Source organism: Aureimonas sp. SA4125 (assembly GCF_019973775.1).
Classification (GTDB): Bacteria; Pseudomonadota; Alphaproteobacteria; order Rhizobiales; family Rhizobiaceae; genus Plantimonas.
The window spans coordinates 294708-318511 of sequence record NZ_AP025032.1; the positions used below are offsets into that span (position 1 = coordinate 294708).

Sequence of the window (23804 nt, forward strand, 5' to 3'; positions counted from 1 at the left end):
ATGGCGGAAATCCGGTTCGAGAATGTCTGGAAGGAATACGGCTCGACGATCGTGCTTGAAAACGTGGACATCCACGTCGCCGACCACGAGTTTGTCGTTCTCGTCGGCCCGAGCGGTATCGGCAAAACCACGATTTTGCGCATGTTGCTGTCGCAGGAGATGCCGACACGCGGGCGCATACTGATCGACGGTCTGCCCATTGCGGAAGAGCCCACCAACGACCGCGGAGTTGTCTTTCAGCGATATTCTGTCTTCCCGCACCGTACCGTTCTCGCCAATGTGACCAGCGGGCCGCAATGGGTGAAGGCGCCGTTTCTCGGCCGTCTCTTCGGCAGCGAGAGGCGAGAGTTGGAACGGGACGCGCGGGCTCTTCTCGATCGAGTTGGGCTCGGCGATTCGGCGCATCGGTATCCGCAGCAGCTGTCCGGCGGAATGCAGCAGCGCCTAGCGATCGCTCAAGCGCTCGCCGGTCGGCCGAAGGTTCTGCTTCTCGACGAACCATTCGGCGCGCTCGATCCGGGAACCCGCAAATCCATGCATGCCCTCGTAAGGGAACTCTGGGACGAACGGCTTATGACGATCGTGATGGTGACCCACGACATACCGGAGGCGTTTGATCTTGGCACTCGTGTGCTGGCCATCGACCGGCCGCGGCGCGACCCGCAGGCACCCGAGCGCTACGGCGCAACGGTCACCGGCGACTTCTGCGCCAAGGCGCGCATCGTCCGCGACAACGCCCGTTTCGAGGCTGTCCGCCGAGAAGCCCTCAGCCTCGAGGCGCAGCGCCTAGCCGCTGCGCCCATCCTCTCGGCCACACCGTAAAGGAGACCACGTTGACCGCCCGACGCTTCCACCTTGCTTGGTTCATGAACTTCACGCCAGACGAATGGCGCGAGCCCTTCGGACAGGGCGGTCTGCCGTGGGACGGGCAGTTCTACATTGAAATGGCGCGAACGCTGGAGCGGGCTTGCTTCGACTACATCATGATCGAGGATAAGCTGATGGTGCCGCAAACCTACGGCGGGTCCACCGAAGCGTCGCTGCGCAACGCGATGATGGTTCCCAAGCACGATCCCGCGCCGCTTGCTGTAGCCATGGGAATGGCGACGCAGAACCTTGGCATCGTTGCGACCATGTCGACCCTTGCTTATCCCCCCTTTCTGATGGCGCGCCTGTCCTCGACCATCGACAGCCTGACCCGTGGCCGCTTCGGCTGGAACATCGTGACAAGCGCAGAGGACCTCTCGGCTCAGAACTTCGGTTTGGACAAGCTCCCCCCGCGCGATGAGCGTTACGCGATGGCGGAAGAGTACATGGAGGTCATGGGAAAGCTCTTTGCCAGCTGGGAGCCCGACGCTGTTGTTCTCGACCGCGATGCGGGCGTCTATGCCGACCATACAAAGGTCAAGCCGATCGACCATGTCGGCAAGTACTTCAAGGTCCGCGGACCACTAAACACCGTGCCGTCGCCACAAGGGCGCCCGGTCTACGTCCAGGCCGGAGCCTCGCCCAAGGGCCGGGATTTCGCCGCGGCGCATGCAGACTCCATCATTTCCGTGGCGAGCGGCGTGGCCAGCATGAAGGCGTTTCGAGACGATATCCGCGCCCGCGTCGTCAAGGCCGGCCGCAATCCCGACGACGTGAAGATTCTCTTTTGCGTGACCCCGACCCTGGGCGAGACCGAGGACGAGGCTCGCGAGCGATACAGACGGATGCTCTCATCGTCGCATTTCATCACCGATACGCTGGCCTCGCTCTCGGCGATCACCGAGATTGACTTCGCCCGCTTCGACCTCGATGCCCCGCTACCGGAAAAGCTGGTGACGAATGGCGAATCCGGGACGCTCGACAAGTTCCAGCAATGGGGCTGCGGCAAGACTTTGCGCGAACTTGTGGTCGATGGCGGCGGGGGACTTGTATCGTCGGTCGAACTTGTGGGCACCCCGAGCGAGGTTGCCGAACGCATGGGCGAAGTGATGGCAGAGGTCGGCGGGGACGGCTTTCTGATCACCACGCCGGTCCTTCGCGTCAGTCGTCGGTATCTGGCCGAGATCGCTGATGGCCTCGTGCCCGCCCTCCAGAAGCGCGGTCTCGTGCGCACCGAATACAGGCACGTGCTCTTGCGCGATACGCTACGCGAGTTCTGACCGGGCTCGATTGTTGTCGTTTTGACCTGAGACTGGACTTGCTCCATCAAAATGGAGAGCGAGTCCGATGTTGCGCGGCCCGCCTCTCGAACTGAAGCGGGCTGAAGAAGTGAACCGCTGAATGGCGCCGGATGGGGTTGTTGAAGCCGTCGATGCATCGGCCGATCGCGGTGGTCGCCTCGGGCCGGCTCCGAAAGACGGTGCGCCATACGAGATCGGCTTTCAGAGTCTTGAAGAAGGTCTCGGCCACGGCATCATCAAAGCCGTTCCCCTTGGCCGACATCGAGATGCCGTGTCGACGCAGTTCGGCTTGTTAGTCCAGGGAGCAGTACTTGTATGGCGACAGCGTCAGCCAAAACGGGCGACGACGCAAATCTGTCTGGCGCGACAAAGTAAGTGGTGCGTCGGTCAGAGCAAAACCACGAAAACATGTATCATTAAAATTGTGAGATAATCGATAGATGGAAATTGTGCTTGGAGTCTCTCCGTTTTTTTGTCCGCCGTGTTCACTCTTGGAGGATTTACAGAATTTGTTTGCAAGTTGAGCAAGGGGAGTTGGTGCTTAGCCCTTGCCGAGGCGCAACACTGGCGTCCGTCAAGAATGCAAGCTGGCGGCAAATGTATAGGGGCAACGGGACGGACGGGGGGCATCCACCGGGGTCCCATTGCGCTTGTCCACGCGATCCGCATTATCGGCGACAAGGCGACGCTCGAACAGGTGGTTGCAGGTAGTGCGACTGGCGGTGCAGGTGTTCGCAGTTCTTTACCGGAATGGTAGAAATTTGGTGCGCCCGAAGGGATTCGAACCCCTGACCCCCAGATTCGTAGTCTGGTGCTCTATCCAGCTGAGCTACGGGCGCATCCGGCCGGGAGGGGCAAGCCCTCGGCGGCAGTGAGGGGGTACTAAAGGCTGGAATGGGGAATTGCAAGCCGATAAGTCGGTTGTCGCGGCATCGCGTCAAAAAGGCCTGTGGAGCGGTGCGCGGCATGGCCTCTTCTTCACCGGACCCATGCTCGTCACCGGACCAAGGAATCCGGGTCTTTTCGCCCGTCGGATGCGGTGGCCATGAAGACGCCTTGCGTCCCTTGGCGTCCTGCCCGCTGGCCGAGCCGAGCCGAGCCTTGCGGCGGCGAGAGTGGCGGAATGCCGAAGCGCGTCAGGAGCGTGCCCGAGCACCGTTCGCCGCGCTTTCGATAGTGGGCGAAAGGACTTGCCCGTCGCCCGACTGCCGGGCGGGCAGATGAATTTCGAAGCGCGCGCCTGATGCGGTGTTGCGGCAGAGCGCGATACGACCGCCATGCGCTTCGACGATCTCGGCGGCGATCGCAAGGCCGAGCCCGGTTCCCCCCGCCCGGGTGGAGCCGCGAAACGCCTCGAACAGGTGCTCGCGCGCCCGCATCGGCAGGCCGGGGCCGGTATCTTCGACGGCAATCAGCGTCTGGCCATCGGTCAGGCGACAGGCGCTCACGATGATTCGACGGACGACCGCCTGACTGTCCTCGCTCTCCAGCGCCTGGACCGCATTGCGGCAGAGATTGCTGAGCGCCCGAAAGAACTGCTCCGGGTCGACCTCGATCTCGCAGGTTTCGCCGACGTCGTTGATCAGCTCGATGTCGACTTGCGCGGTGACCGCCGCCGTCTCGAAAACCTCGGCGACCAGCCGATGCAGCCTGACCTTGCGACGGACCGGCGCGCTCTCCACGGCGCGTCCATAGGCCAGCACCGACTGCGTGTAGGCGAGGGCACGATCGAGGCTGCGGATCAGTTGGGGGGCAAAGCGCTGGACACGCGGATCCTCGAGGTCCGACAGCCGGTCCGAGACGATCTGCGCGGACGCCAGGACGTTGCGCAGGTCGTGGTTGATCTTGGAGACGGCGAGCCCGAGGTCGGCAAGATGGCGTTGCTCGCGCAGCGTCTGGGCGAGCGTCGTCTGCATGCCGGCCAGTTCGAGCTCGGCAAGGCCGATCTCGTCCGGTCGGCCGCTGGGCTTGATGATCTGCTCGGCATCCGCGGGATTTTCGCCGAACTGCTCCATCGATCGCGTCATCGCCAGAATCGGGCGAATCAGGAGGTAGCTGATCGCCAGATAGACGAGGAGGGCGGCAAAGAAGGCGATCACCAGCGACAGGAAGAAGATGTTGCGCGAGTACATCAGCATCGCCAGCCGCAACTGCTGCTCGGCGAACACCACCTCAGCGACCATCCCGGCCTCGCCGACAGGGCCGCGGACCCGCAGCATGCGTTCCTCGCCGAAAATCAGTGTGTCAAAGGCGCCTGCGACCAGGGACAGCCAGTCGCCGCTGCCCAGATCGACCTGCGCGTCCACCATGCCGAGCGTCTCGTCGCGCGCCAGAAGCCGCGACACCGTGCCGTTGGAGGTCGCGATCAGGCGGGCATCGAGCGCCTGAAGCAGATCGACCTGCTCCTGAGGTCCAAGCGCCGCCTCGCCGGCATTCCTGGCATGTTCGGCCGTCAACCCGGCGACGGCCGCCGTCTCGATCTTCTGGCGCAGCCATTCCTTGCGGTAGTTTGCGATCGATGGCACGAAGATCAGCACCTCGGCGAGCATCACCGCCAGGATCGTCAACCGCCACAGGCGCGCGGACAGCCGGTGCCGATAGGCGACGCCTGCCGAGCCCTCAGGCTTTTTGCGATGGGCCTGATCGGCCAGGGCAGCAATCCGTAACGGCACAGTGTTCCTTCGGCGGCATGACTCTCTGCTTAGCTGAAAGTCCTGCCCTGGTCCTCATACTACTTTTCCGATCGGGCCGCTTCCGAGGCCGATGTCGGGCCAGCGTCAGAAACGGCTCTGCCCATCAGCTAAGAGTGTTGTAAGCAAAATCAAACGTCGCGCCGGCTGCCCTCTCGCGGGGCGCGGGGGCAGTCACATTTCGGGGCTCCCTGATCCAGCCCGTCCAGCCCGCATCATGCAAGCGTGGCCATCTGGTCGGCGTTCGTGTCGCTTGCGAGCCACGCGATTGACTTTTGCCCGTGCCTGTATCAAGAAGCGCCATCCGAGCGGACGGCATTTCGCGCGAGTTTACGCGTGTGCGCCTCGACGCTCATTTCGAGTTCTCGGTTTCATCTTGCACGATAGAGGCCCGCGGCATGGCTGCGGGGATTGAACAATGAAGCGCACTTACCAGCCGAGCCGGCTCGTCCGCAAACGTCGTCATGGCTTCCGCTCCCGCATGGAGACGGTCGGTGGCCGCCGCGTGATCGCGTCCCGCCGGGCCAAGGGCCGCAAGCGCCTCTCCGCCTGATATCGGCCGGAACCATCGGCGATTTCGCTGCGGACGAGGCGACGGCGCGGCCTGTGGGCCGCATGCGCACGCGCGCCGAATTTCTGGCGGCCCGCCGGGGCCGCCGGCTCAACGGGCCGCTCTTCTTCATCGAGGCGCGCGATCGCCAGGATGGCGCCGAGGCAAGGCTGGGCCTGACCGTGACGCGCAAGGTCGGCAATGCCGTCGAGCGCAACCGCATCCGGCGCCGCCTGCGCGAGGCCGTGCGGTTGGAATGCGGGGCCGACATGGCCGAGGGGTTCGATTTCGTGGTCGTCGCTCGGCGCGATCTGCTCAGCGTCCCCTTCGCCATGTTGAAGAGCGAGCTTTCCCGGCGCTTTGCCCGGGCACGGCCGGATCGGCCGAAGCCCGGCGGCACTGCGGGCGGACACCCATCGGGGACTGATTGATGGAAAAGAACAAGAACTTCCTCATCGCCATGGCGCTGTCGATCGCCGTGCTGGTGGGCTGGCAGTTCCTCGTCGTCAGTCCGCGACTCGAGGCCCAGCGCCAGGCGCAGATCGCCGCGCAGCAGTCGGCGCAGGCCCAGAACCCGGGCTCTCTTCAGACGCCGCAGATTCCTGCTGGCTCGTCCCAGACCGACGTGGTGATCCCATCCGGCCGCGAAAGCATCGTTCCCTCCGGCAATGTCGCGCTCCCGGGCACAGCGACCATCGAGGCGGCGCTCGCGGAGACGCCGCGCATCGCCATCGACACGCCGACGCTCGTCGGCTCGATCAATCTGCGGGGCGCGCGGCTCGACGACCTCCGCTTCAAGAACTACCACGAGACCGTCGACGAATCCTCGCCGAACATCGTTCTTCTCTCGCCGGAGGCCACGGCCAACGCGTACTATGCCGAGTTCGGCTACGCCGGCCAGAATGCCGGAACGCTTCCCGGTCCGACGACCGTCTGGCAGGCGGAGGCCGGCGCGCGGCTGACTCCGACGACGCCGGTGACGCTAACCTTTACCAACGACAGCAATGTGACGTTCCGCCGCCAGGTGGCGATCGACCCGAACTACATGTTCACCATGACCGACACGGTGGAGAATGCAGGCACCGCGCCGGTCGCCGTCGCCCCCTATGGGCGCGTCGTGCGCTTCACCAAGCCGGAGATCGCCTCGGCCTGGGTCGTGTTCGAGGGTCTGCTCGGCGTTTTCGGCGAGGAGGGCGTGAACGAGGCGACCTTCTCGGCGATCGAGGACGAGGGACGCATTCAGCCGGCCAAGGTGTCGAGCGGCTGGCTCGGCATCACCGACAAGTATTGGGCGACCGCCCTGGTGCCGGAGGCGGGCAAGCCCTTCCAGTCGGAATTCCTCTATCAGGCGAGCGGGCGGCCGCAATATCACTCGTCCTATCTCGGCGACGCCGTCTCGGTGGCGCCCGGCCAGTCGACGCAGATTGTGTCGCGCACCTTTGCCGGCCCGAAGGTCGTCGACCTGATCGACGGCTACGAGGAGCAGGGCCAGATCGAGAAGTTCGGTCAGTTGATCGACTGGGGTTGGTTCTTCTTCATCACCCGGCCGCTCTTTCACGTGATCGACTGGCTCTTCCGCTTCACCGGCAATTTCGGCGCGGCCATCCTTCTCGTCACCGTTGCCCTCAAGGTGATCTTCTTCCCGCTCGCTTCCAAGTCGTACAAGTCGATGGCGAAGATGAAGGACGTCCAGCCGAAGATCCTCGAAATGCGCGAGCGCTACGCCGATGACAAGGCGAAGCAGCAGCAGATGATGATGGAGATCTACAAGACCGAGAAGATCAACCCGGCCGCCGGCTGCTGGCCGATGCTGGTGCAGATTCCGGTCTTCTTCGCGTTGTACAAGGTGCTCTACGTCACCATCGAAATGCGCCATGCGCCGTTCTTCGGCTGGATCCAGGACCTGGCGGCACCGGATCCGACCAGCATGTTCAATCTGTTCGGCCTCCTGCCCTACGAGGTTCCGATCTTCCTCGCCGTCGGCGTCTGGCCGCTGTTGATGGGCATCACCATGTTCATCCAGATGAAGCTCAATCCGACGCCGCCGGATCCGACGCAGAAGATGATCTTCACCTGGATGCCGGTGATCTTCACCTACATGATGCACACTTTCCCGTCAGGCCTCATCATCTACTGGACCTGGAACAATTTCCTGTCGATCATCCAGCAGTCGGTGATCATGAAGCGCAACGGCAGCAAGATCGAGTTGCTCGACAATCTGCGCGACATGTTCAAACGGAAGAACAAGGAAGCCTGACCGAGGCTTTCCACACGCTGCCGGGAGCCGGAAGCCTCGTTTTCCGGCTCTTTGCATGTGCAAGGTCGAGGAGATCGCCATGCCCGGACCCGATTCAGACGCTCTCCATCCTGTGCCGGCCCACAAGCGCATCGTCTTCCTGAAGCCGCTGATCCACAATCCCCTGATCGAGATCGGCGATTTCACCTATTACGACGATCCGGACGGCGCCGAGGGCTTCGAGCAACGCAACGTCCTCTATCACTACGACTTCATCGGCGATCGCCTCGTCATCGGGAGCTTCTGCGCGCTGGCGACCGGAACCCGATTCGTCATGAACGGCGCCAGCCATGCGGCGACGGGATTCTCGACCTTCCCCTTCAACATCTTCGGCCATGGCTGGGAAGACGGTTTCGACGCAGCGACGATCGCGGCCGGATTCAAGGGGGATACCGTCGTCGGCAGCGACGTCTGGATCGGCCGGGAGGCGATGATCATGCCGGGGGTCCGGATCGGCCATGGCGCCATCGTGGCGGCAGGTTCGGTGGTGACGAAGGACGTGCCGCCTTACGCGCTCGTGGCCGGCAATCCTGCAGAGGTGCGCCGGATGCGCTTCCCCGATAAGATCGTCGAACGTCTCCTGGCGGCCGCCTGGTGGGACTGGCCCCGAGACAAATTGATGCGCAATCTGAATGCGGTCCGCGGCGCCGATATCGACTTACTGGAGACGGCCCGATGACACAGACCCCCGACACCCCAGCAACCGACACGGGCCTTGCCGCCGCCGACGAGGCGCGGCTGTTCTTCGCCAAGCCCTGGGTCTTCATCCGCGGCGTGCCGGCAATGAAGTTCTTGCCGCCGGAAGGGCCGCCCGAAGTCGCCTTCGCCGGCCGCTCGAATGTCGGAAAATCCTCGCTGATCAACGCGCTGGTCGGACAGAAGGGCCTCGCCCGCACGTCCAACACGCCGGGCCGTACGCAGGAGCTCAACTACTTCGTGCCGGGCGGCTACAGCGGCGAGGGCCTCGACCTGCCGCCGCTCGCGCTCGTCGACATGCCGGGATACGGCTATGCCGAGGCGCCGAAGGAGCAGGTCGATGCCTGGACGCGGCTCGTCTTCGACTATCTGCGCGGCCGGGCGACGCTGAAGCGGGTCTTCCTCCTCATCGATTCCCGCCACGGGCTGAAGGCCAACGACCTCGAAGTCCTCAATCTGCTCGACAAGGCGGCGGTTTCCTACCAGATCGTCCTCACCAAGTCGGACAAGATCAGCCCGCTCGCCGTGCCGAAGCTGGCCGAGGCGACCGCCAGAGCGATCGTCAAGCGCGCGGCGGCCTTTCCCGAGATCATCACCACCTCGTCGGAAAAGGGCCTCGGCCTGTCCGAACTGAAGCAGGCGATCACCTTCTTCGCCGAGGATGCCGTCTGAGGCGGGCGTGCCGGACCGCATCATTGCGACGGCGCCCGCTCCCACGGTGCTCGAGCGTCAGACGCTTCGCGAACCGTAGCCCGACATGAACAGCGTGACGGCGCTGTCGACGGCCGCCTCGATCTCGGCCGGATCCGGGTCGGTGGCGACATGGTTGAAGAGCCTTGGCCGATAGAGCCCCGCCATCGACAGCTCGATGAACTGCACGGCGGCGCGGTGCGGGTCCGTGAGGGCGAGCGTGCCGGCTTCGCGGGCCGCCGACAGATAGGCCGCGAGAAGGCGGACGCCCCGCTCCGGCCCCTCCTCGTAGAAGGCACGCCCGACGTCCGGCATGCGCTCGGCCACCGCGATGACCGTCCGGCTGGCCCGCACCACCTGCGCGGTCGTCAGCTTGGTGACGAGGAGGATGCCGTAGGTCCTCAGCGTCTCGGCCGGATGCAGCGGATCGGTGAAGATCTGCTCGATCCTCTGGAAATAGCTCTCCCTCTCATCGGCGATGAGGGCGGTGAACAGCTCTTCCTTGCTGCGGAAATAGACGTAGAGCGTGCTCTTCGACACGCCGGCGGCGCGCGTCACGTCGCTCATGCTCGCGGTGTCGAAGCCGAGCGCCCCGAAAACCTCGCGGGCGCCGGCCATGATCTGCTCGCGCTTCTGCGGATCCTCGCCGGCACCGTGGCGAGAGCCTATCTCCCCGGCCCGCTGCCCGTCCCGCAGGACCGCCTTGTCCCGACCAGAAGGAAGGGGAGCCTTTTCGGAGGGTGGCGAGGAGGGACTGTTCATCACGATTGGCAACACTCGATAGCGATCGACGGGAGAATCTCTTTGGCATCTTGCAATGCGCCATGGAGGACGCTAGGTCAACATCGAACCGAACGGTTCGGTTCGATTGAGGGTTGCGACGATGCTGGATAGCGTAAGCAAGGGTCGGGAAGAAGCGAGCGCCCCAGGGACCGAAGCGGGGGACGCGGGATTCGCCGCGACCACGGCTCGAACGGCCGAAAAGCCCGCAGCGCCGAAGCCGGCGACGCCGGCAGCGCCCGTTGCTCCGGCACCCGCGGAAGCCGCGGCGACACCGCCCGTGGGCGCTGACGGAACCACGCGGAAGAAGCCCGGACGCAAGAAGTTCGTCCTCGCCGCCGCGCTCCTCGCCGCTCTCTCGGGTGGCGCCTATTTCGGCCACTTCTATTGGACCGAGGGACGGTTCCTCGTCAGCACGGATGACGCCTATGTCGGCGCCGACATGTCGATCGTCTCGCCGAAGATCACCGGCTATGTCGAGTCGGTGCCGGTCGAGGAGAACCAGGTCGTCCGCGCCGGCCAGCCGCTGGTCGTGATCGATGCCGGCGATTTCGAGCTGGCGCTCGAGACGGCCGAGGCGAAAATCGCGACCCAGCACGCCTCGATCGAACGCATCGCCGCGCAACGCGACGCCGCCGAAGCCCAGCTCGGCGAGGCCTCGGCCTCGCGGGCGGCGGTCGCGGTCGCCCTGGACAAGGCCGAACTCGACCTGTCGCGCGCCAGCGACCTCGTGAAGTCGGGCGCCGGCACCAAGGCCGGTCGCGACACCGCGCAGAGCACCCGCGACTCGGCCGCCGCCAACATTGCCGGTGCCGATGCCACGATCGCGGCGGCACGCGCCAACGTCGCCGTGCTCGACGCGCAGCGCAAGGAGGCCGAGCGCACCGTGCGCGAGCTCGAGATCGCCCGCGACCAGGCGAAGCGCGACCTGACCTTCACCACCATCAACGCCCCCTATGACGGCGTCGTCGGCAATCTCTCGGTCGAGCCCGGCGACCTCGTCTCGTCCGGCAAGCGCCTCGCCGCCGTCGTGCCCGTGAACAAGGCCTATATCGACGCGAACTTCAAGGAGACGCAGCTCGGCGACCTCGTTCCCGGCCAGAAGGTCCGCATCGAGCTCGACTCCGCGCCGGGCCAGGAGTTCGAGGGCACGATCACCAGCCTGTCGCCCGCCTCCGGCTCCGTGTTCTCGCTGCTGCCTTCGGACAATGCGACCGGCAACTTCACGAAGGTGGTGCAGCGCGTGCCCGTGCGCATCGCGATCGACGACGCGGAACGGTTCGCCGGTACCTTCCGGCCGGGTCTGTCGGCGGAAGTGGCGGTCGACATCCGCACCGTCCCCGTGACGACGGCCCAGCGCGTCGACCCATAAGGCCGGCCCGAAAGCAGGCCCACAGGCCGGCAAAGGCGGCGGGCGTCGCGTCCGTCGGGTGCCGAGCCGTCGCTATTGCGCGCCTCTGAGGGCGCGATCCTGTCTACCGGCTGAAGGCCAACGCCATGTCGTCCACCACCGCCTCTGCCAGCCTGCCGGCAGCCCCCGCCAGCGACGCCGTCCCCTTGCGCAAGATGCTGGCCTTCATCGCCATGGTCTTCGGCATGTTCATGGCGATTCTCGACATCCAGATCGTCTCGGCCTCGCTGTCGGAGATCCAGGCCGGCCTGTCCGCATCCTCGGACGAGATTCCCTGGGTCCAGACGGCCTACCTCATTGCCGAAGTGATCATGATTCCGCTGTCGGGCTTCCTCGGGCGGATGTTGTCGACGCGCGTGCTCTTCACCGTCTCGGCCGTCGGCTTCACCCTGGCATCGGCGCTGTGTGCGACGGCGACGAACATCGACCAGATGATCGTCTACCGCGCCATCCAGGGCTTTATCGGCGGCGGCATGATCCCGAGCGTCTTCGCGGCGGCCTATACCGTCTTCCCGCCGTCCAAGCGCTCCATCGTCTCGCCGATGATCGGCCTCGTGGCGACGCTCGCCCCGACCGTCGGGCCGACCGTCGGCGGCTATCTCAGCCATGCCTTCTCCTGGCACTGGCTGTTCCTCGTCAACGTGCCGCCCGGGATCATCGTCGCCATCGCGGTGTGGAACCTCGTCGATTTCGACGAGCCGGACCTGTCGCTGTTCTCGAAGTTCGACTGGTGGGGCCTCGCCGGCATGGCCTCCTTTCTCGGCTCGCTCGAATACGTGCTGGAAGAGGGGCCCTTGAACGACTGGTTCGAGGACACCACGATCACCATCGCCGCGGTCGTAATGGTGGTCGGCGCCGTGTTGTTCTTCTACCGCGCCTTCACCGCCAAGGAGCCGATCGTCGACCTCTCGGCCTTCGCCAACCGCAACTTCGCCTTCGGCTCGCTGTTCTCCTTCGTCATGGGCATCGGCCTCTATGGCCTCACCTATCTCTATCCGGTCTATCTCGCGCGCATCCGCGGCTATGATTCGCTGGCGATCGGCCAGACGATGTTCGTCTCGGGCCTCACCATGTTCTTCATGGCGCCGGTCTCCGGCATCCTGTCGGGCAAGATGGATCCGCGCATCATGATGGCCTTCGGCTTCTCGGCCTTTGCGCTCGGCACCTACATGATGACGGGCCTGACGCACGATTGGGATTTCTGGGACCTCTTCATCCCGCAGATCCTGCGCGGCATCGGGCTGATGATGGCGATGATCCCGATCAACAACATCGCGCTCGGAACACTCTCGCCGGCGAAGATGAAGGGCGGATCGGGCCTCTACAACCTGACGCGCAATCTCGGCGGCGCCGTGGGCCTTGCCATCATCAACACCCTCCTCACCAATCGCGAGGCGATGCACTACGAGCGGCTGGCCGAATCCGTGCGCTGGGGCCGGGGCGTCGTCGAGGACCGGATGGCCGACATGGCGGCATCGATGAACGCCCATGGCCTCGACGGAAGCCGGACGGCGATCAGCCAGATGGTCAGCATCGTCAACCGCGAAGCCCAGGTGATGTCGTTCGGCGACGTCTTCCTCTTCCTGACGATCCTATTCGCGGCGCTCGTTCTCCTGTCGGTGTTCATCCAGAAACCGGCCTCGGGCGTGAAGGTCGAGGCGCACTGACGGCAGAAGTTGATTATCCGCCCGGGGGCAGGAACCGCTGCCGGATCCGCGCCTCGATCCGCTCGCGCACGTCGCGATAGGCGTCGAGGATCTGCTCGCGGCTGCCGGTGACGACGGAGGGATCGGGCATCGGCCAGAACTCGACCGCGACCGCCTGCGACCCCGTCGCATCCAGCACCGTGTGGTGCGCTTCCGGCGCCATCGTCACGATCAGGTCGAAATAGCTGTCGGCAAGATCGGTGAACCCCTGCGGTCGCCGGTCGCCGAGGCTGAGCTGGCGTTCGGTGAGGACCGTGTCGACGAAGGGGTCGCGGTTGCCGCTTCTGACGCCCGCCGAGACGATGTAGGTCCCGCGCGGCAAGAGCGAGCGGGCGATCGCTTCGGCCATCGGAGAGCGGATGGCGTTCATGCCACACACGAACAGCACCGACGTGACCGGCGACTCGTCGGTGGGGCCGGTTGCGCCGGGGGGCGGGGCGGGGTCCTCGCTCATCCCCTGAGATCGACGAGAACGCGCGGCATGCCAGTGGCTGCGACCGCGAGGGAAAGGGGACAGGCGCCCGCCTCCATCGTCAGTTCCGCCAATGCAGGACGCAGATGAGGGTGAACAGCCGGCGGGCGGTGTCGAGGTCGAGGTCGATCTTGCCGGCGAGGCGTTCCCGAAGAGTTTCCGAGCCGTCGTTGTGGATGCCGCGCCGGCCCATGTCGATCGCCTCGATCTGCGAGGGCGTAGCCGAGCGGATCGCCTCGTAATAGCTGTCGCAGATCAGGAAATAGTCGCGGATGATGCGCTTCAGCGGCGTCAGCGACAGGATATGCGTGACGACGGCGGTGTCCGCCTCGTCACGGATGTCGAAGACGAGGCGCTTGTCGATCAAGGACAGTTTCAGACGGAAGCGGCCTTCAGGCAGACCGCTCGGCTGGAACCGGTTCTCCTCGATCAGGTCGAAGATCGCCACGGCCCGCTCGTGCTCGATGTCGGGCGTCGCCCGCCCGATGGTCTCGTCGAGATCGATCGCTATCAGCCGCGAGGAGCCTTGCGTCATCGCGTCCTCACAGGTTCAGGCGGATGGCGACGGAGCGGCCGTGCGCGTCGAGGCCTTCGACTCGCGCCAGCTCGATCGCCGCGGGCCCGAGAAGCCGCAGCTGGTCGACGCCGAGCTTCAGGATCGAGGTGCGCTTGACGAAATCCAGCACCGACAGGCCGGAAGAGAAACGCGCCGAGCGGGAAGTCGGCAGCACGTGGTTGGAGCCGCCGACATAGTCGCCGATGACTTCCGGCGTATGCCGCCCGAGAAAGACCGCCCCGGCATTGCGGATCCGCGCGAACAACGCTTCGGGATCCTCGACCGCCAGTTCCAGATGCTCGGCGGCGATGCGGTCGGCAAGGGGCGCAGATTGGGCGAGATCGCCGACGACGATCACCGCGCCGAAATCGCGCCAGCTCGCCGCGGCGGTCTCGCGCCGCGACAGGCGGGTGAGCTGCCGCTCGACCGCCGCTTCGACCGCGTCGGCAAAGCCCGCATCGTCGGTGATCAGGATCGATTGCGCCGCGGCATCGTGCTCGGCCTGCGCCAGGAGGTCGGCGGCGATCCAGTCGGGATCGTTGCCGCCATCGGCGATGACGAGGACTTCCGAGGGACCCGCGATCATGTCGATGCCGACGATACCGAAGACCCGGCGCTTGGCCGCGGCGACATAGGCATTGCCAGGCCCGACGATCTTCGCCACCGGCCGGATCGTCGCCGTGCCATAGGCAAGTGCCGCGATCGCCTGCGCGCCGCCGACGCGGTAGATCTCGTCGATGCCGGCGATGCGCGCGGCGGCCAGCACCAGGGGATTGAGTTCGCCCTTCTGCGCCGGCACCACCATGGCGATGCGCTCGACGCCGGCGACCTTGGCCGGCACGGCGTTCATCAGGACCGAAGAGGGATAGCTCGCGGCGCCGCCGGGAACATAGAGGCCGACCGATTCCACCGCCGTCCAGCGACTGCCGAGCTCGGCGCCGATGGCGTCGGTGTAACGGTCGTCGGCGGGGCGCTGGCGTTCGTGGTGGCTGGTGATGCGGCGATGCGCCAGTTCCAGCGCTTCGAGCGTCTGCCGGGCGGTCGCGCCGTAGGCGGCTTCGATCTCGTCGCGGCCGACGCGCAGGGTCTCCGGCGTCAGCGACAGGCCGTCGAACCGCCGCGTCAGGTCGATCAGCGCCGCGTCGCCGGACTGGCGAACCTTGCCGATGATGTCGCGCACGACGGCATCGACGTCGGCCGATACCTCCCGTTTGGTCGCCAGCAGCGCCTCGAAGCGGGCCTCGAAATCATCTGTGGCGGCATTCAGCCTGACCGGCACCAGCATTCTCCCAGCGGCATGTTCCGACACCTTCGGTGTCGTCAGCGCCGGAAGGGGGCGTGACGACTACCGCTTGTCCGGCTTGTCGTGATCGGGACGCGCTCCCGTCGACCAGGCCGGGCCGAGGTCGGCAAGACGCGCCTCGACGCATTCGACGTCGAGCCTTATCGCGGACCCGCCGGCAAACACAAGCTCGATCGATCCGGAGGGCAATTCGCCCGGGACGAAGCGCATGGCGAGCAGTGCCAGCACCTGGTCTTTCGCTGCCGAATCGACGCCGATCTTCTGGACGGTGGAAACCCGGGAGAAGCTGAGAACGGCCTGCCTTCGCTCGTATTCCCGGCGACGGAAAAGGCTGAAGCGCGAATGGCCCCCGGCCTTCTCCCAGACGAAGCGGTTCATCGCCAGGACGAACCGCTGCTCGCGCGGCAGGAACTGCAGGTCGTCGATCCTCAAAACCGCGTCCTGGCAGTGGGCCGAGAGGATGGCGAGATCGTCCGCGTCGACGGCGTCGAGGCGCAGGAGGTCCATGAGAAGCTTTCCGATCAGCGGTGGGGTCGACGCCGTGATCTAGGCCGCCGGCGACCCTTGCCAAGGCCGCAGGCTGTCATGGGCAGAGGTCACGGCGCAATGCGGAATTTCGCCAGCAGCCGCAAGCCGACGATCGCGATCCAGGTTACCATCCAGACCGGATCGGCGCGTTTGAACAGGTAGCTCTCCAGAAACGAATTCAGAAGGCAGAAGGCGAGCACCATCAGGAAGAAATCCGCCAGGCGGCCGTTTTCGGGCGAGGGGCGGCAGTTCAGGTAATCCTTGAACGGCAGGATCACGAGGAGGAGGCTTGCCGGCAGCAGCGCGGGCCACCCGAGCGCGATGGCGATGTCGAGATAGCCCGAATGCGAGTTGACGATCCCGCGCGGGTCCCAGGACAGCTCGAACGGCACCTCGGCGGACGTGATGTGTTCGCTCAGCCAGAACGATTCAAAGCCCCAGCCGGTCCATTGCTGCGCCTGCATCTGGTCGAGGGCGAAGCGCCAGAGGTCCATGCGCCCGGTAAAGGTCGTTCCCGGCAGGATCGCCTGCAGGATGCCGTCGAGAAACGGCGAGAGGACTGTTCCGATGGTCATCAGCGCCATCGAGACGATGGCGATGGACAGGATCAGGATCGGCAGCACCCGGCCGCCGAAGATGCGCGACCCGACGACGAGAAAGGCGACGATCGGCACCAGCGCGGCGGACGTCTTGGACCCGGTCGCATAGACGAAGACGCCGGCAAGGACGGCGATCAGCCAGCCCCAGCCGCGATCGCCGCTGCGGATGAGATAGACGCCGGCGAAGAACAGCGCCGCCATGATGGGGCCGGCGATGTTCTTGTGCGCGTAGATGCCGCGCCAGAGGCCCGCATGCTGCGGCTCGTCGCCGCCCGCCCCGTGGATGGCGACGTCCGGCAGCAGCACGACGCCGACATAGGACAGGCCGAGCACGGTCAGCGCGGCCATGGTCAGGACCAGCCTGAAGGCGCGCTCGTTGGGCGGCAGGCACACGACGGCCGTCGCCGCGACCATGGCAAGGAGCGAGAAGGCGACGGCCCGGAGCGCGGCGTCCGGCGTCGCCGACTGGGTGACGGAAAAGACCATCCACCCCGCCATCACGAGCCAGGTCGGTCGCAACAGGGCAAAGACGACGCGCTGGTTCGAGAACAGGGCGTGCGAGACTAGCGCCAGCAGGCCGAGGCCGCCGAAGCCGATCTGGTTGACGAGGTTGCCCGAGCTTGCCGTGCTGTCCGATTCGGCCACGAAGGGCGTGAAGGAAACGAGCAGCGCGACGAGGATCGCGGCCGCAATTCCTGACTGAACGGCTTGGACGGCCTGTTGCTGGGGCGACAGGTCAGTTCTGTTCGGGGCGGCGATACTGTTCATTGACCTTGCCGAATTCCGCCATCAGGCGGCCGATCGCGACGTGGATGGGATAGAGGCCGATCACCGGAGAGCTCGTCCTCAGAGCCAGCCGCAGAAAGCGCCAGGGCGACAAGGCCAGCATTGCAAGGCTCTTTGCCAGGATCCGCAACCGGCCGGCGGGACTTCCATCGGCCCGCCGCTCGATCAGCGTGGAAATCGCGCCATTGCGCAGTCCGCGGGCCTGGAGCCAGGAATACTCCGTCCGCCGCGCCGGCGTCGTCTCGAAGACTGCCGCTTCCTGGCACCAGGCGAAACGGAAGCCGCGGCGCTTGCAGCGGGCGTAGAAGTCGCTGTCGCCGCCACCGATGAAATTGAACGACAGGTCGAGGAAGGGGGGACCCATCGCCTCGAGTACCCGGCGCCGGATCAGGACATTGCCCGAGGAGTAGAGGATCGGCACGGTCCCGGTGCGGGAGTAGTGCGAGGTGAAGACCGGATGGCGGCCGTAGCTTTCGGTGGCGCCGCTCTCGAACACAGGGCGCTGCGGCGCCCCGACGAAATCGGCGCCTTCGGCTTCCGCCGTCGCCACCAGCCTGTCGATCCAGTCCTCGGCGGCCCATTCGTCGTCGTCGATGACGAGAAGGTATTCCATCGCCGGAAATCGCGCGAGGGCGGTGAGCCAGCCTGCATTGTAGGCGGCGCAGTTGCCGCGCTCGTGTGCGATCAGCACGATTCCGTCGAGCGTCCCGGCGGCAAGGATCGGGCCGGCCGCGGCAAGTCCCTCGCGCCCCTCGGCGTCGTTCTCCATGACGATCACCGCAAAGCGTCGCGTCGTCTTCTGGGCGGCGAGCGAGGCGAGGGTCTTCCTGAGATGATCGGGCCTGCGGAAGGTCGGCAGCGTCACCACGACGCGGTGCGGCGGTGGTTCGCCACCCGGCGCGAGGCAGGGCGAGACGGTTTCGATCGTGATGGACTCGTTCATTCCCGTTCCAGCCCCGATGACACTTCAGTCGCCCGTGCGCATTGCACCCTAAAATCATGAAGAGCGACTGAACGTCCCGAAATGCGCGTGCACGAAGACGTGTCGCGTTTTCCGGGCTCGCTTAGCGTATTTGAAACCCGCGTCTGGCATCTTCGGTGGCTGACATGGCCGTCTCGGTTGGAGCCGATGCATCTTCTCTTCATCAGTTCCCTTCTGCCGGACGGCGATGCCGCTTCCGGTTTCGAGCTCGCCAACCGGGCGATCGTCGATGAATATCGCCGCCAGGGTGTCCGGCTGACATTGGCCGGCTTTCGCCGCCCGGGCTCCCGTCCCGCCGGCGAGGACGAGATCGACCTCGGTGAAATGGCCATCGAAAACGCGGCCGTGGGCGGCCGACGCAAACTCGCCTGGCTGGCGCGCGCTTTTTCTGCCGGCCTGCCGGTCTCGGCGGCCAAGCTTGCCGTCCTCGATCCGACGGTCCTGCGCGCAAAACTCGCGCGGGCCGGCGAGGTCGACGGCTACGTCTTGAACTCGATCCAGATGCCGACCGCCTATCCCTTCCTCTCGGCGGAAAGACCCTCCATCTTCATTGCTCACAATGTCGAGCATCTCTCGGCCGAGGAAAATGCGAGAAATGCCCGCTCCCCGGCCGCGCGCTTCCTCTACCGCCGAGAGGCGCGCCTTCTGGCGGTCGCCGAGCGGCGCATCTGCCGCCGGGCCGCGGTGATCCACACGCTCAGCCGGGAGGACCAGCGTCTTCTCGGCCTGGCGCAAAATCCGAGCTGTCATCCGCTGGCGCTGTCGATCGGTCGGCCGACCCTTCCCGATGCGGGGTGCCGGACGCACGACATCGGCCTCATCGGTACCTGGAGTTGGGCGCCGAACCGGGTGGGCCTCGACTGGTTCGTCGAAAAGGTCGTGCCTCTCCTGCCGGACGATCTGCGGATAGCCATTGCCGGCCGCTTCGACGGCCCGCCACCCGCAGCTCCGGCCAATGTCCGCTTCGTCGGCCGTGTCGCCGACGCGCAGGCCTTCATCCAAGCCTCGCACGTCGTGGCCCTCGCGACGCGGGGCGGCACGGGCGTCCAGCTGAAGACGATCGAGACCTTCGAAGAGGGAATGCCGGCCGTGGCGACGCCGGGCGCGCTGCGCGGTGTCGATCACGTCCCCGAGAACGTTCGCGTCGCCGACGATTCGAAGGGCTTTGCCGCCGCCCTCGTGCAGATGGTGGCAGATGCGCAGGCCGGCAGGGTCCGGCGCGGCAACGGGTTTGCGTTCATGCTTGGACAGCGCCATGCGCTGTCGGCTGCGATCCGCCAGGGACTTGCCGACCTCACGCCCCTGCTCGCCCATGAGGCCGCGGGGCAGGCCCGCTCGGGCGCTCTGGCAGGCAGGATCGGCGACGCGGTGGTACCTCCCGGAGTGGCACGGGGATGACGGAACGGTTCGGCCACGTTTTTCCCCTGAGCCGCCTGTCGGTGCCGCACCTCGGGGACATCCGCCCGATCGGCGGCGTCGGCGTCACCCCGGCGCGGGGCGACGAGGTCGCGTGCCTCATCGCGGCGCGGCTTGATGCCGGCGTGTTCACCAAGGTCGCATTCGTGAACGCGCACTGCATCAATCTCGCCTTCGAACACGAAGAATACCGCAGCGCGCTCGCCGATTTCCTGGTCCTGCCGGACGGGGTCGGAATCGACATCGCCTCGCAACTGCTCTTCGGTCAGCCGTTTCCGGAAAATCTCAACGGGACCGATCTCGTCCCTTTCCTGCTGGCCCAGTTGCGGCCTGGACTTCGCATCGGCCTGATCGGCGCGCAGCCCGGCGTTGCCGAAGCCGCCGCGGCGGGATTTGCGGCAGAGGCTCCGCAGCATGTCTATCTGCCGATCTCGCATGGCTATTTCGCCGAAGGTGCGGAGACCGACGCCGTTCTGGCCAAGACCCGCGTCCTTCGACCGGACATCGTTCTGGTCGCTCTCGGGGTGCCGCGCCAGGAACTGTTCATCGCGCGGCACATGACGCGGCGGGAGACGACGGTCGCGATCGCCGTCGGTGCGCTGTTGGACTTCAAGGCGGGCAGGGTGCCGCGTGCTCCGCCGCTCGTCCGGCATTTGCGTGCCGAATGGGTCTTCCGCCTCTGCGCCGAGCCCAAGCGTCTCTGGAAGCGCTACATCGTCGGCAATCCGCGGTTCCTCGCGCATATCCTGCGCGAAAGGAGGCGGCGCTCGGCCGCCGATTCCCTCTGACCTCCTCAGCCGGAGCCCGTCCCCTGGAAACCGCCATCCTGCCCTCGGCCATCGTCACGGCCAGCTATCGCGGCGACTTCGAGCGCTGCAGGCTTCTGTGCGACAGCATCGATGCGCGCGTTGCCGGAATCACGCGGCATGTCATCCTGGTCGAGGCGGCCGACATGGCGCTGTTTCGCCCGCTTGCCGGGCCGCGGCGCGAGATCGTCTGCGAACGCGACCTCCTGCCGTTCTGGCTGAAACCCTTTCCCGACCCCTTGAGCCTTGGACGTCGCCGCATCTGGCTGTCGCCGAAGGGGCTTCCCCTGCGCGGCTGGCACGTGCAGCAGCTGCGCCGCATCGCCATGGCGGCCACCATGCCCGAAGCGGTGATGATCTCCTGCGATTCCGACATCGTCTTCGTCAAGCCGTTCGACGCCGCCAGCCTGCAGCAGGGCGGCGCCGTCGCGTTCCACCGCGTGGCCGACGCCTTTTCCGCCCTGCGCGAACCGGCGCTCGGCGAACATCGCGCCTGGTCGGCAAAGGCCGGGGCGCTTCTCGGCATCCCGCACGGCCAGGCGAGCGACACGGGCTATATCGCCACCCTCATCGCCTGGCGGACCGATACGGCGCGCCAGATGGTGGCGCGGATCGAGTCGGTCGGGCAGCGGCCCTATATGGCGAGCCTTGCCGCCACGCGGTGCCTGTCTGAATGCACCATATACGGCCGTTTCGTCGACGAGGTGGAAGGCCGCCCGGACCGCCATGCCCCCTCGCAGCGCAACCTCTGCCGAATCTACTGGAGCGGCGAGGCGATGACCGAGGCCGAGATCGAGGGCTTCGCCGCGACCATGGAGCCCGATCAGGTCGCGGTCGGCATCCAGTCCTTCACCGGCACCGGCACCGGGCTCATTCGCCGGGCTGCGGGGCTGGCCTGATCGTTTCGTCCGGTCGCTGCCGACCGTGCCAGTCGAACGCGGTATAGGATGCGACGGCCGAAACCATCCAGAGTCCGGCAAACAGGGCGTTCATCCCGGTGATCCAGGCGGTGCTGCCGTCATCGGCATGGCGAAGCAACAGGACGAGAAGCCCCGCCTTGATCATCCCGACGAGAGCCAGGATCAGCGCCCGCACCGTCGTCTTGCCGCGGGCGTAGAGAAGCTCGCTCTGGAACTCCACGAGGTTGCGGAAGGCCGGCACGAGGAGCGCCAACAGGACGAGCGGCGCGGCGTCGGCGACGTTGCGACCGAGGGCGTTCGGGAAGATCGCGAGGAACCCGCCGAGGAAGGCAAGGCCCGCGACAGAGACGGCCGCGATTCCCGCCTCCAGCGAGAGGCGAAAGCGCCAGGAAGAGAGCCACTGCGGCGCCTTCATCAGCTTCTGCACGACCATGGTGTTGAAGGCGCGGATGGGCATGGCGGTCAGGTCGACGAGACGCATCAGGATCGCGTACAGACCGGCGATATGCGGGCCGCCGATCGACAGGACCAGGAGCTTGTCGAGCTCGGACTGGAGATAGAAGATGATCTCGGCGCTGGCGACCGAGACGCTGTCGCGCCACTGTCCCCAGTAGAGCGCCGGCGCGAACCGCAGCCGCACCCGCGGATAGAAGAAGACGATCGCCGCAGCCATCGCCAGCGCGTTGGCGCCCATGTAGGCGATCGCCCAGGCGAGGAGCGAGTGATCGGAAAAGACGGCGAACGCCACCGCGGCTACCGCGCGGATGGCCGAGCCGAGGATGGCGAGGATGGCGGCCCGGCCGAAACGGCCAAGACCGTTGTTGACGATGCACACGACCTCCAGCACGCGCCAGCACAGGACCTCGGCGACGACCACGGCCGCGAAGGCAGCCATGCTCATCTCGCCGCTGAAGAAGGCGGCGTAGAAGCCGGCGGCCGCCAGCCCGACGACGGGGAGCGAGGCGAGGAGAGCGGCAAGGAACCCCGCGGTATAGGCACCGACCAGCCTCGGCCGGCCGGTCGCGACGCGGTAGAGCGGCGAGACGAACCCGAAGGCGGCGATCCGCGAGAGGACGACGCCCGTCGCCGACGCCGCGGCGAAAAGGCCGAAGTCGGACAGCGACAGGGCATTGGCGACCGAGACGAAATACCCGAGAGACAGGACGAGACGCCCGAGCGATCCCCCCATCAGATGCGCATAGGCCGTGACAAGGCCGATATTGCCTCTAAGCTTGGCTCGCAAAGCCTCGACCTGCAGCATCATCGGTCCTCGAGCGAGAAGAACATGGGTAGAGAAGACAGTCGCGGCGATCGCGGGCACTTCACGGGCAACCCAAAACAGGCGGCTCCGGGTCACAGTATAGGCGCGGCGCGATTAACGCGGCGTTCGCTGCTGCGCGCCGCCGCCGCAACGGCGGCCGTTGTGCCCTTCGGATCCGCCCATGCCGCGGGAAAGCCTGTCCCCTTCGGCGGCGCCATCCAGATCGAGTATCTCGACAGCGACCCCGCCTACGCCAAGGCTTTCCTCGATCATTGCGACATCATCATGCCGATGAACGAGCTGAAGTTCTCGAGCCTTCACCCGGCGCGCGAGGCGTTCAACTTCGCCCCCGCCGATCGCCTCGTCGACCTCGCGACGACGAACGGCCGGCGTTCGCGCGGCCATACGCATGTCTGGTGGAACGCGCTGCCCGCCTGGCTGCAGGCGATTACCGACCCGGCCGAGGCCGAGCGGGTGCTGGTCGAGCATATCGAGACGGTGATGGACCGGTATCGCGGCCGACTGGACAGCTGGGATGTCGTCAACGAGGTCATCGCACACGATCCGACGGAAGAAGGTGTCATGCGTGACAGCTACTGGATGCGGATTCTCGGCCCGCGCCACGTTCCCGTCGCCTTCGCCGCCGCGGCCCGCGCCGACCCTTCGGCGCGGCTGATCCTCAACGACTACGACCTCGAATTTGCCGGCGACCGCTACGATCGTCGACGCGCCATCGTCCTCGAAATGGTCCGGCAGCTGCAGGATGCCGGCATCCGTATCGATGGCGTCGGCATCCAGGGTCATCTCTACGCCGACCTGAAGATCGACATCCCGGCGCTTGCCCGTTTCGGCGAGGCGCTGAAATCCCTCGGTCTTTCGCTGCTGATCAGCGAACTTGACGTGATCGACTGGAACATCAGGGGTGGGCCCGACGAGCAGGATGCGGCGGCCCTGATCATCGTCGGCGATCTGCTCGAAGGGGTGTTCGCATCCGGCCGCCCCGAAGCCGTCATCACCTGGGGGATCACCGATCGCTACAGCTGGATTCCCGATGTCATGCCGCGTCGAGACGGCAAGCCGTCGCGACCCTTGCCCCTCGATGCGCAATACCGGCCCAAACCCTGGTTCGAAATGGTTCGCCGCCGGCTTGCCTGACGGACGCGCCGATCGCCTCACTGTGATCGGCAC

Annotated in this window: 22 protein-coding genes, 1 tRNA gene and 1 pseudogene; 13 read left to right on the plus strand and 11 right to left on the minus strand. The window is 65.9% G+C overall.

Annotated features, from left to right (window positions below; translation table 11 throughout):
• Entirely contained in the window at positions 1-822 is an 822-nt protein-coding gene (locus tag Sa4125_RS01440; protein WP_224002942.1) for an ABC transporter ATP-binding protein, read from the plus strand.
• Between the two features lie 11 nt (positions 823-833).
• Positions 834-2147, plus strand: a complete 1314-nt coding sequence (locus tag Sa4125_RS01445; RefSeq protein ID WP_224002945.1) for an NtaA/DmoA family FMN-dependent monooxygenase — start codon at positions 834-836, stop codon at positions 2145-2147.
• A gap of 46 nt (positions 2148-2193) precedes the next feature.
• Here the strand turns inward: Sa4125_RS01445 and Sa4125_RS01450 are convergent.
• The 3 genes and pseudogenes from Sa4125_RS01450 to Sa4125_RS01460 all read right to left on the minus strand — a co-directional run.
• A pseudogene (locus Sa4125_RS01450) lies at positions 2194-2481 on the minus strand (IS3 family transposase); the annotation flags it as partial.
• Between the two features lie 449 nt (positions 2482-2930).
• A tRNA-Arg gene (locus tag Sa4125_RS01455) sits at positions 2931-3007 on the minus strand.
• A 297-nt stretch (positions 3008-3304) separates the two neighbouring features.
• Positions 3305-4840 (minus strand): HAMP domain-containing sensor histidine kinase, encoded by a 1536-nt coding sequence (locus Sa4125_RS01460; RefSeq protein ID WP_224002947.1) that lies wholly within the window; start codon positions 4838-4840, stop codon positions 3305-3307.
• 436 nt (positions 4841-5276) lie between these two features.
• On the opposite strand from Sa4125_RS01460, the gene rpmH reads away from it, so the two are divergent.
• From rpmH to yihA, 5 genes are all read left to right on the plus strand, one after another.
• Positions 5277-5411, plus strand: coding sequence for a 50S ribosomal protein L34 (rpmH, locus tag Sa4125_RS01465; protein WP_188849089.1), 135 nt, complete (start codon positions 5277-5279; stop codon positions 5409-5411).
• Between the two features lie 62 nt (positions 5412-5473).
• Complete coding sequence (gene rnpA / locus Sa4125_RS01470) at positions 5474-5839, plus strand: ribonuclease P protein component (RefSeq protein ID WP_224002949.1); 366 nt, start codon at positions 5474-5476, stop codon at positions 5837-5839.
• Complete coding sequence (gene yidC, locus Sa4125_RS01475) at positions 5839-7665, plus strand: membrane protein insertase YidC (protein WP_224002952.1); 1827 nt, start codon at positions 5839-5841, stop codon at positions 7663-7665. The genes rnpA and yidC overlap by 1 nt, the downstream gene beginning before the upstream one ends.
• A gap of 79 nt (positions 7666-7744) precedes the next feature.
• Positions 7745-8383, plus strand: coding sequence for a CatB-related O-acetyltransferase (locus tag Sa4125_RS01480; protein WP_224002954.1), 639 nt, complete (start codon positions 7745-7747; stop codon positions 8381-8383).
• Complete coding sequence (yihA, locus tag Sa4125_RS01485; RefSeq protein ID WP_224002956.1) at positions 8380-9072, plus strand: ribosome biogenesis GTP-binding protein YihA/YsxC; 693 nt, start codon at positions 8380-8382, stop codon at positions 9070-9072. Before Sa4125_RS01480 ends, yihA begins: the two co-directional genes overlap by 4 nt.
• 57 nt (positions 9073-9129) lie before the next feature.
• On the opposite strand, the gene Sa4125_RS01490 is transcribed toward yihA, so the two are convergent.
• Entirely contained in the window at positions 9130-9852 is a 723-nt protein-coding gene (locus Sa4125_RS01490; RefSeq protein WP_224002958.1) for a TetR/AcrR family transcriptional regulator, read from the minus strand.
• Positions 9853-10150: 298 nt separating this feature from the next.
• Here Sa4125_RS01490 and Sa4125_RS01495 point away from each other — a divergent pair, with 298 nt between their 5' ends.
• The gene (locus Sa4125_RS01495) at positions 10151-11242 is read left to right on the plus strand and encodes an HlyD family secretion protein (RefSeq protein WP_224002960.1); all 1092 of its coding nucleotides are present in this window, start codon (positions 10151-10153) and stop codon (positions 11240-11242) included.
• 125 nt (positions 11243-11367) lie between these two features.
• On the plus strand, positions 11368-12948 hold the full coding sequence (locus Sa4125_RS01500) for a DHA2 family efflux MFS transporter permease subunit (RefSeq protein WP_224002963.1): 1581 nt from the start codon (positions 11368-11370) through the stop codon (positions 12946-12948).
• A gap of 13 nt (positions 12949-12961) precedes the next feature.
• On the opposite strand, the gene Sa4125_RS01505 is transcribed toward Sa4125_RS01500, so the two are convergent.
• The 6 genes from Sa4125_RS01505 to Sa4125_RS01530 all read right to left on the minus strand — a co-directional run bounded on the left by Sa4125_RS01505 (position 12962) and on the right by Sa4125_RS01530 (position 18174).
• Entirely contained in the window at positions 12962-13441 is a 480-nt protein-coding gene (locus tag Sa4125_RS01505; protein ID WP_224002965.1) for a low molecular weight phosphatase family protein, read from the minus strand.
• Positions 13442-13520: 79 nt separating this feature from the next.
• Positions 13521-13994: a UPF0262 family protein gene (locus tag Sa4125_RS01510; RefSeq protein WP_224002967.1), complete on the minus strand. Its 474-nt coding sequence runs from the start codon at positions 13992-13994 to the stop codon at positions 13521-13523.
• A 7-nt stretch (positions 13995-14001) separates the two neighbouring features.
• Complete coding sequence (gene hisD / locus Sa4125_RS01515) at positions 14002-15300, minus strand: histidinol dehydrogenase (RefSeq protein ID WP_224007425.1); 1299 nt, start codon at positions 15298-15300, stop codon at positions 14002-14004.
• 60 nt (positions 15301-15360) lie between these two features.
• On the minus strand, positions 15361-15825 hold the full coding sequence (locus Sa4125_RS01520; RefSeq protein ID WP_224002969.1) for a DUF2948 family protein: 465 nt from the start codon (positions 15823-15825) through the stop codon (positions 15361-15363).
• An 89-nt stretch (positions 15826-15914) separates the two neighbouring features.
• Positions 15915-17213, minus strand: coding sequence for an O-antigen ligase (locus Sa4125_RS01525; protein WP_224002971.1), 1299 nt, complete (start codon positions 17211-17213; stop codon positions 15915-15917).
• Positions 17182-18174 carry a glycosyltransferase gene (locus Sa4125_RS01530; protein WP_224002973.1) on the minus strand — a complete coding sequence of 331 codons (993 nt, stop codon included), beginning with the start codon at positions 18172-18174 and terminating at the stop codon, positions 17182-17184. The genes Sa4125_RS01525 and Sa4125_RS01530 overlap by 32 nt, the downstream gene beginning before the upstream one ends.
• A 186-nt stretch (positions 18175-18360) precedes the next feature.
• On the opposite strand from Sa4125_RS01530, the gene Sa4125_RS01535 reads away from it, so the two are divergent.
• From Sa4125_RS01535 to Sa4125_RS01545, 3 genes are read left to right on the plus strand one after another with little or no spacing between them, the layout of a single operon-like run.
• On the plus strand, positions 18361-19611 hold the full coding sequence (locus tag Sa4125_RS01535; protein WP_224002975.1) for a glycosyltransferase family 4 protein: 1251 nt from the start codon (positions 18361-18363) through the stop codon (positions 19609-19611).
• Positions 19608-20417: a WecB/TagA/CpsF family glycosyltransferase gene (locus Sa4125_RS01540; RefSeq protein WP_224002977.1), complete on the plus strand. Its 810-nt coding sequence runs from the start codon at positions 19608-19610 to the stop codon at positions 20415-20417. The genes Sa4125_RS01535 and Sa4125_RS01540 overlap by 4 nt, the downstream gene beginning before the upstream one ends.
• 38 nt (positions 20418-20455) lie before the next feature.
• Positions 20456-21334 (plus strand): DUF6492 family protein, encoded by an 879-nt coding sequence (locus tag Sa4125_RS01545; RefSeq protein ID WP_224007426.1) that lies wholly within the window; start codon positions 20456-20458, stop codon positions 21332-21334.
• Here the strand turns inward: Sa4125_RS01545 and Sa4125_RS01550 are convergent.
• Positions 21306-22616: a lipopolysaccharide biosynthesis protein gene (locus Sa4125_RS01550; protein WP_224002979.1), complete on the minus strand. Its 1311-nt coding sequence runs from the start codon at positions 22614-22616 to the stop codon at positions 21306-21308. The two genes, Sa4125_RS01545 and Sa4125_RS01550, sit on opposite strands and share 29 nt — an antisense overlap.
• Before the next feature lie 24 nt (positions 22617-22640).
• Between Sa4125_RS01550 and Sa4125_RS01555 the strand changes: the two genes are divergently transcribed.
• Entirely contained in the window at positions 22641-23771 is a 1131-nt protein-coding gene (locus Sa4125_RS01555) for an endo-1,4-beta-xylanase (RefSeq protein WP_224002981.1), read from the plus strand.
• The last annotated feature ends 33 nt before the right edge of the window (positions 23772-23804 follow it).

Excerpts from the sequence above, each read along its gene's own strand:
- Sa4125_RS01505 (WP_224002965.1), bottom strand. The coding sequence starts at position 13,441 with ATGAGCGAGGACCCCGCCCCGCCCCCCGGCGCAACCGGCCCCACCGAC.
- Sa4125_RS01490 (WP_224002958.1), bottom strand. The coding sequence starts at position 9,852 with ATGAACAGTCCCTCCTCGCCACCCTCCGAAAAGGCTCCCCTTCCTTCT.
- rpmH (WP_188849089.1), top strand. The coding sequence starts at position 5,277 with ATGAAGCGCACTTACCAGCCGAGCCGGCTCGTCCGCAAACGTCGTCAT.
- Sa4125_RS01525 (WP_224002971.1), bottom strand. The coding sequence starts at position 17,213 with ATGAACAGTATCGCCGCCCCGAACAGAACTGACCTGTCGCCCCAGCAA.
- yidC (WP_224002952.1), top strand. The coding sequence starts at position 5,839 with ATGGAAAAGAACAAGAACTTCCTCATCGCCATGGCGCTGTCGATCGCC.
- Sa4125_RS01550 (WP_224002979.1), bottom strand. The coding sequence starts at position 22,616 with ATGCTGCAGGTCGAGGCTTTGCGAGCCAAGCTTAGAGGCAATATCGGC.
- Sa4125_RS01500 (WP_224002963.1), top strand. The coding sequence starts at position 11,368 with ATGTCGTCCACCACCGCCTCTGCCAGCCTGCCGGCAGCCCCCGCCAGC.
- yihA (WP_224002956.1), top strand. The coding sequence starts at position 8,380 with ATGACACAGACCCCCGACACCCCAGCAACCGACACGGGCCTTGCCGCC.
- Sa4125_RS01510 (WP_224002967.1), bottom strand. The coding sequence starts at position 13,994 with ATGACGCAAGGCTCCTCGCGGCTGATAGCGATCGATCTCGACGAGACC.
- Sa4125_RS01555 (WP_224002981.1), top strand. The coding sequence starts at position 22,641 with ATGGGTAGAGAAGACAGTCGCGGCGATCGCGGGCACTTCACGGGCAAC.
- Sa4125_RS01535 (WP_224002975.1), top strand. The coding sequence starts at position 18,361 with ATGCATCTTCTCTTCATCAGTTCCCTTCTGCCGGACGGCGATGCCGCT.
- Sa4125_RS01440 (WP_224002942.1), top strand. The coding sequence starts at position 1 with ATGGCGGAAATCCGGTTCGAGAATGTCTGGAAGGAATACGGCTCGACG.
- Sa4125_RS01480 (WP_224002954.1), top strand. The coding sequence starts at position 7,745 with ATGCCCGGACCCGATTCAGACGCTCTCCATCCTGTGCCGGCCCACAAG.
- rnpA (WP_224002949.1), top strand. The coding sequence starts at position 5,474 with ATGCGCACGCGCGCCGAATTTCTGGCGGCCCGCCGGGGCCGCCGGCTC.
- Sa4125_RS01530 (WP_224002973.1), bottom strand. The coding sequence starts at position 18,174 with ATGAACGAGTCCATCACGATCGAAACCGTCTCGCCCTGCCTCGCGCCG.
- hisD (WP_224007425.1), bottom strand. The coding sequence starts at position 15,300 with ATGCTGGTGCCGGTCAGGCTGAATGCCGCCACAGATGATTTCGAGGCC.
- Sa4125_RS01520 (WP_224002969.1), bottom strand. The coding sequence starts at position 15,825 with ATGGACCTCCTGCGCCTCGACGCCGTCGACGCGGACGATCTCGCCATC.
- Sa4125_RS01540 (WP_224002977.1), top strand. The coding sequence starts at position 19,608 with ATGACGGAACGGTTCGGCCACGTTTTTCCCCTGAGCCGCCTGTCGGTG.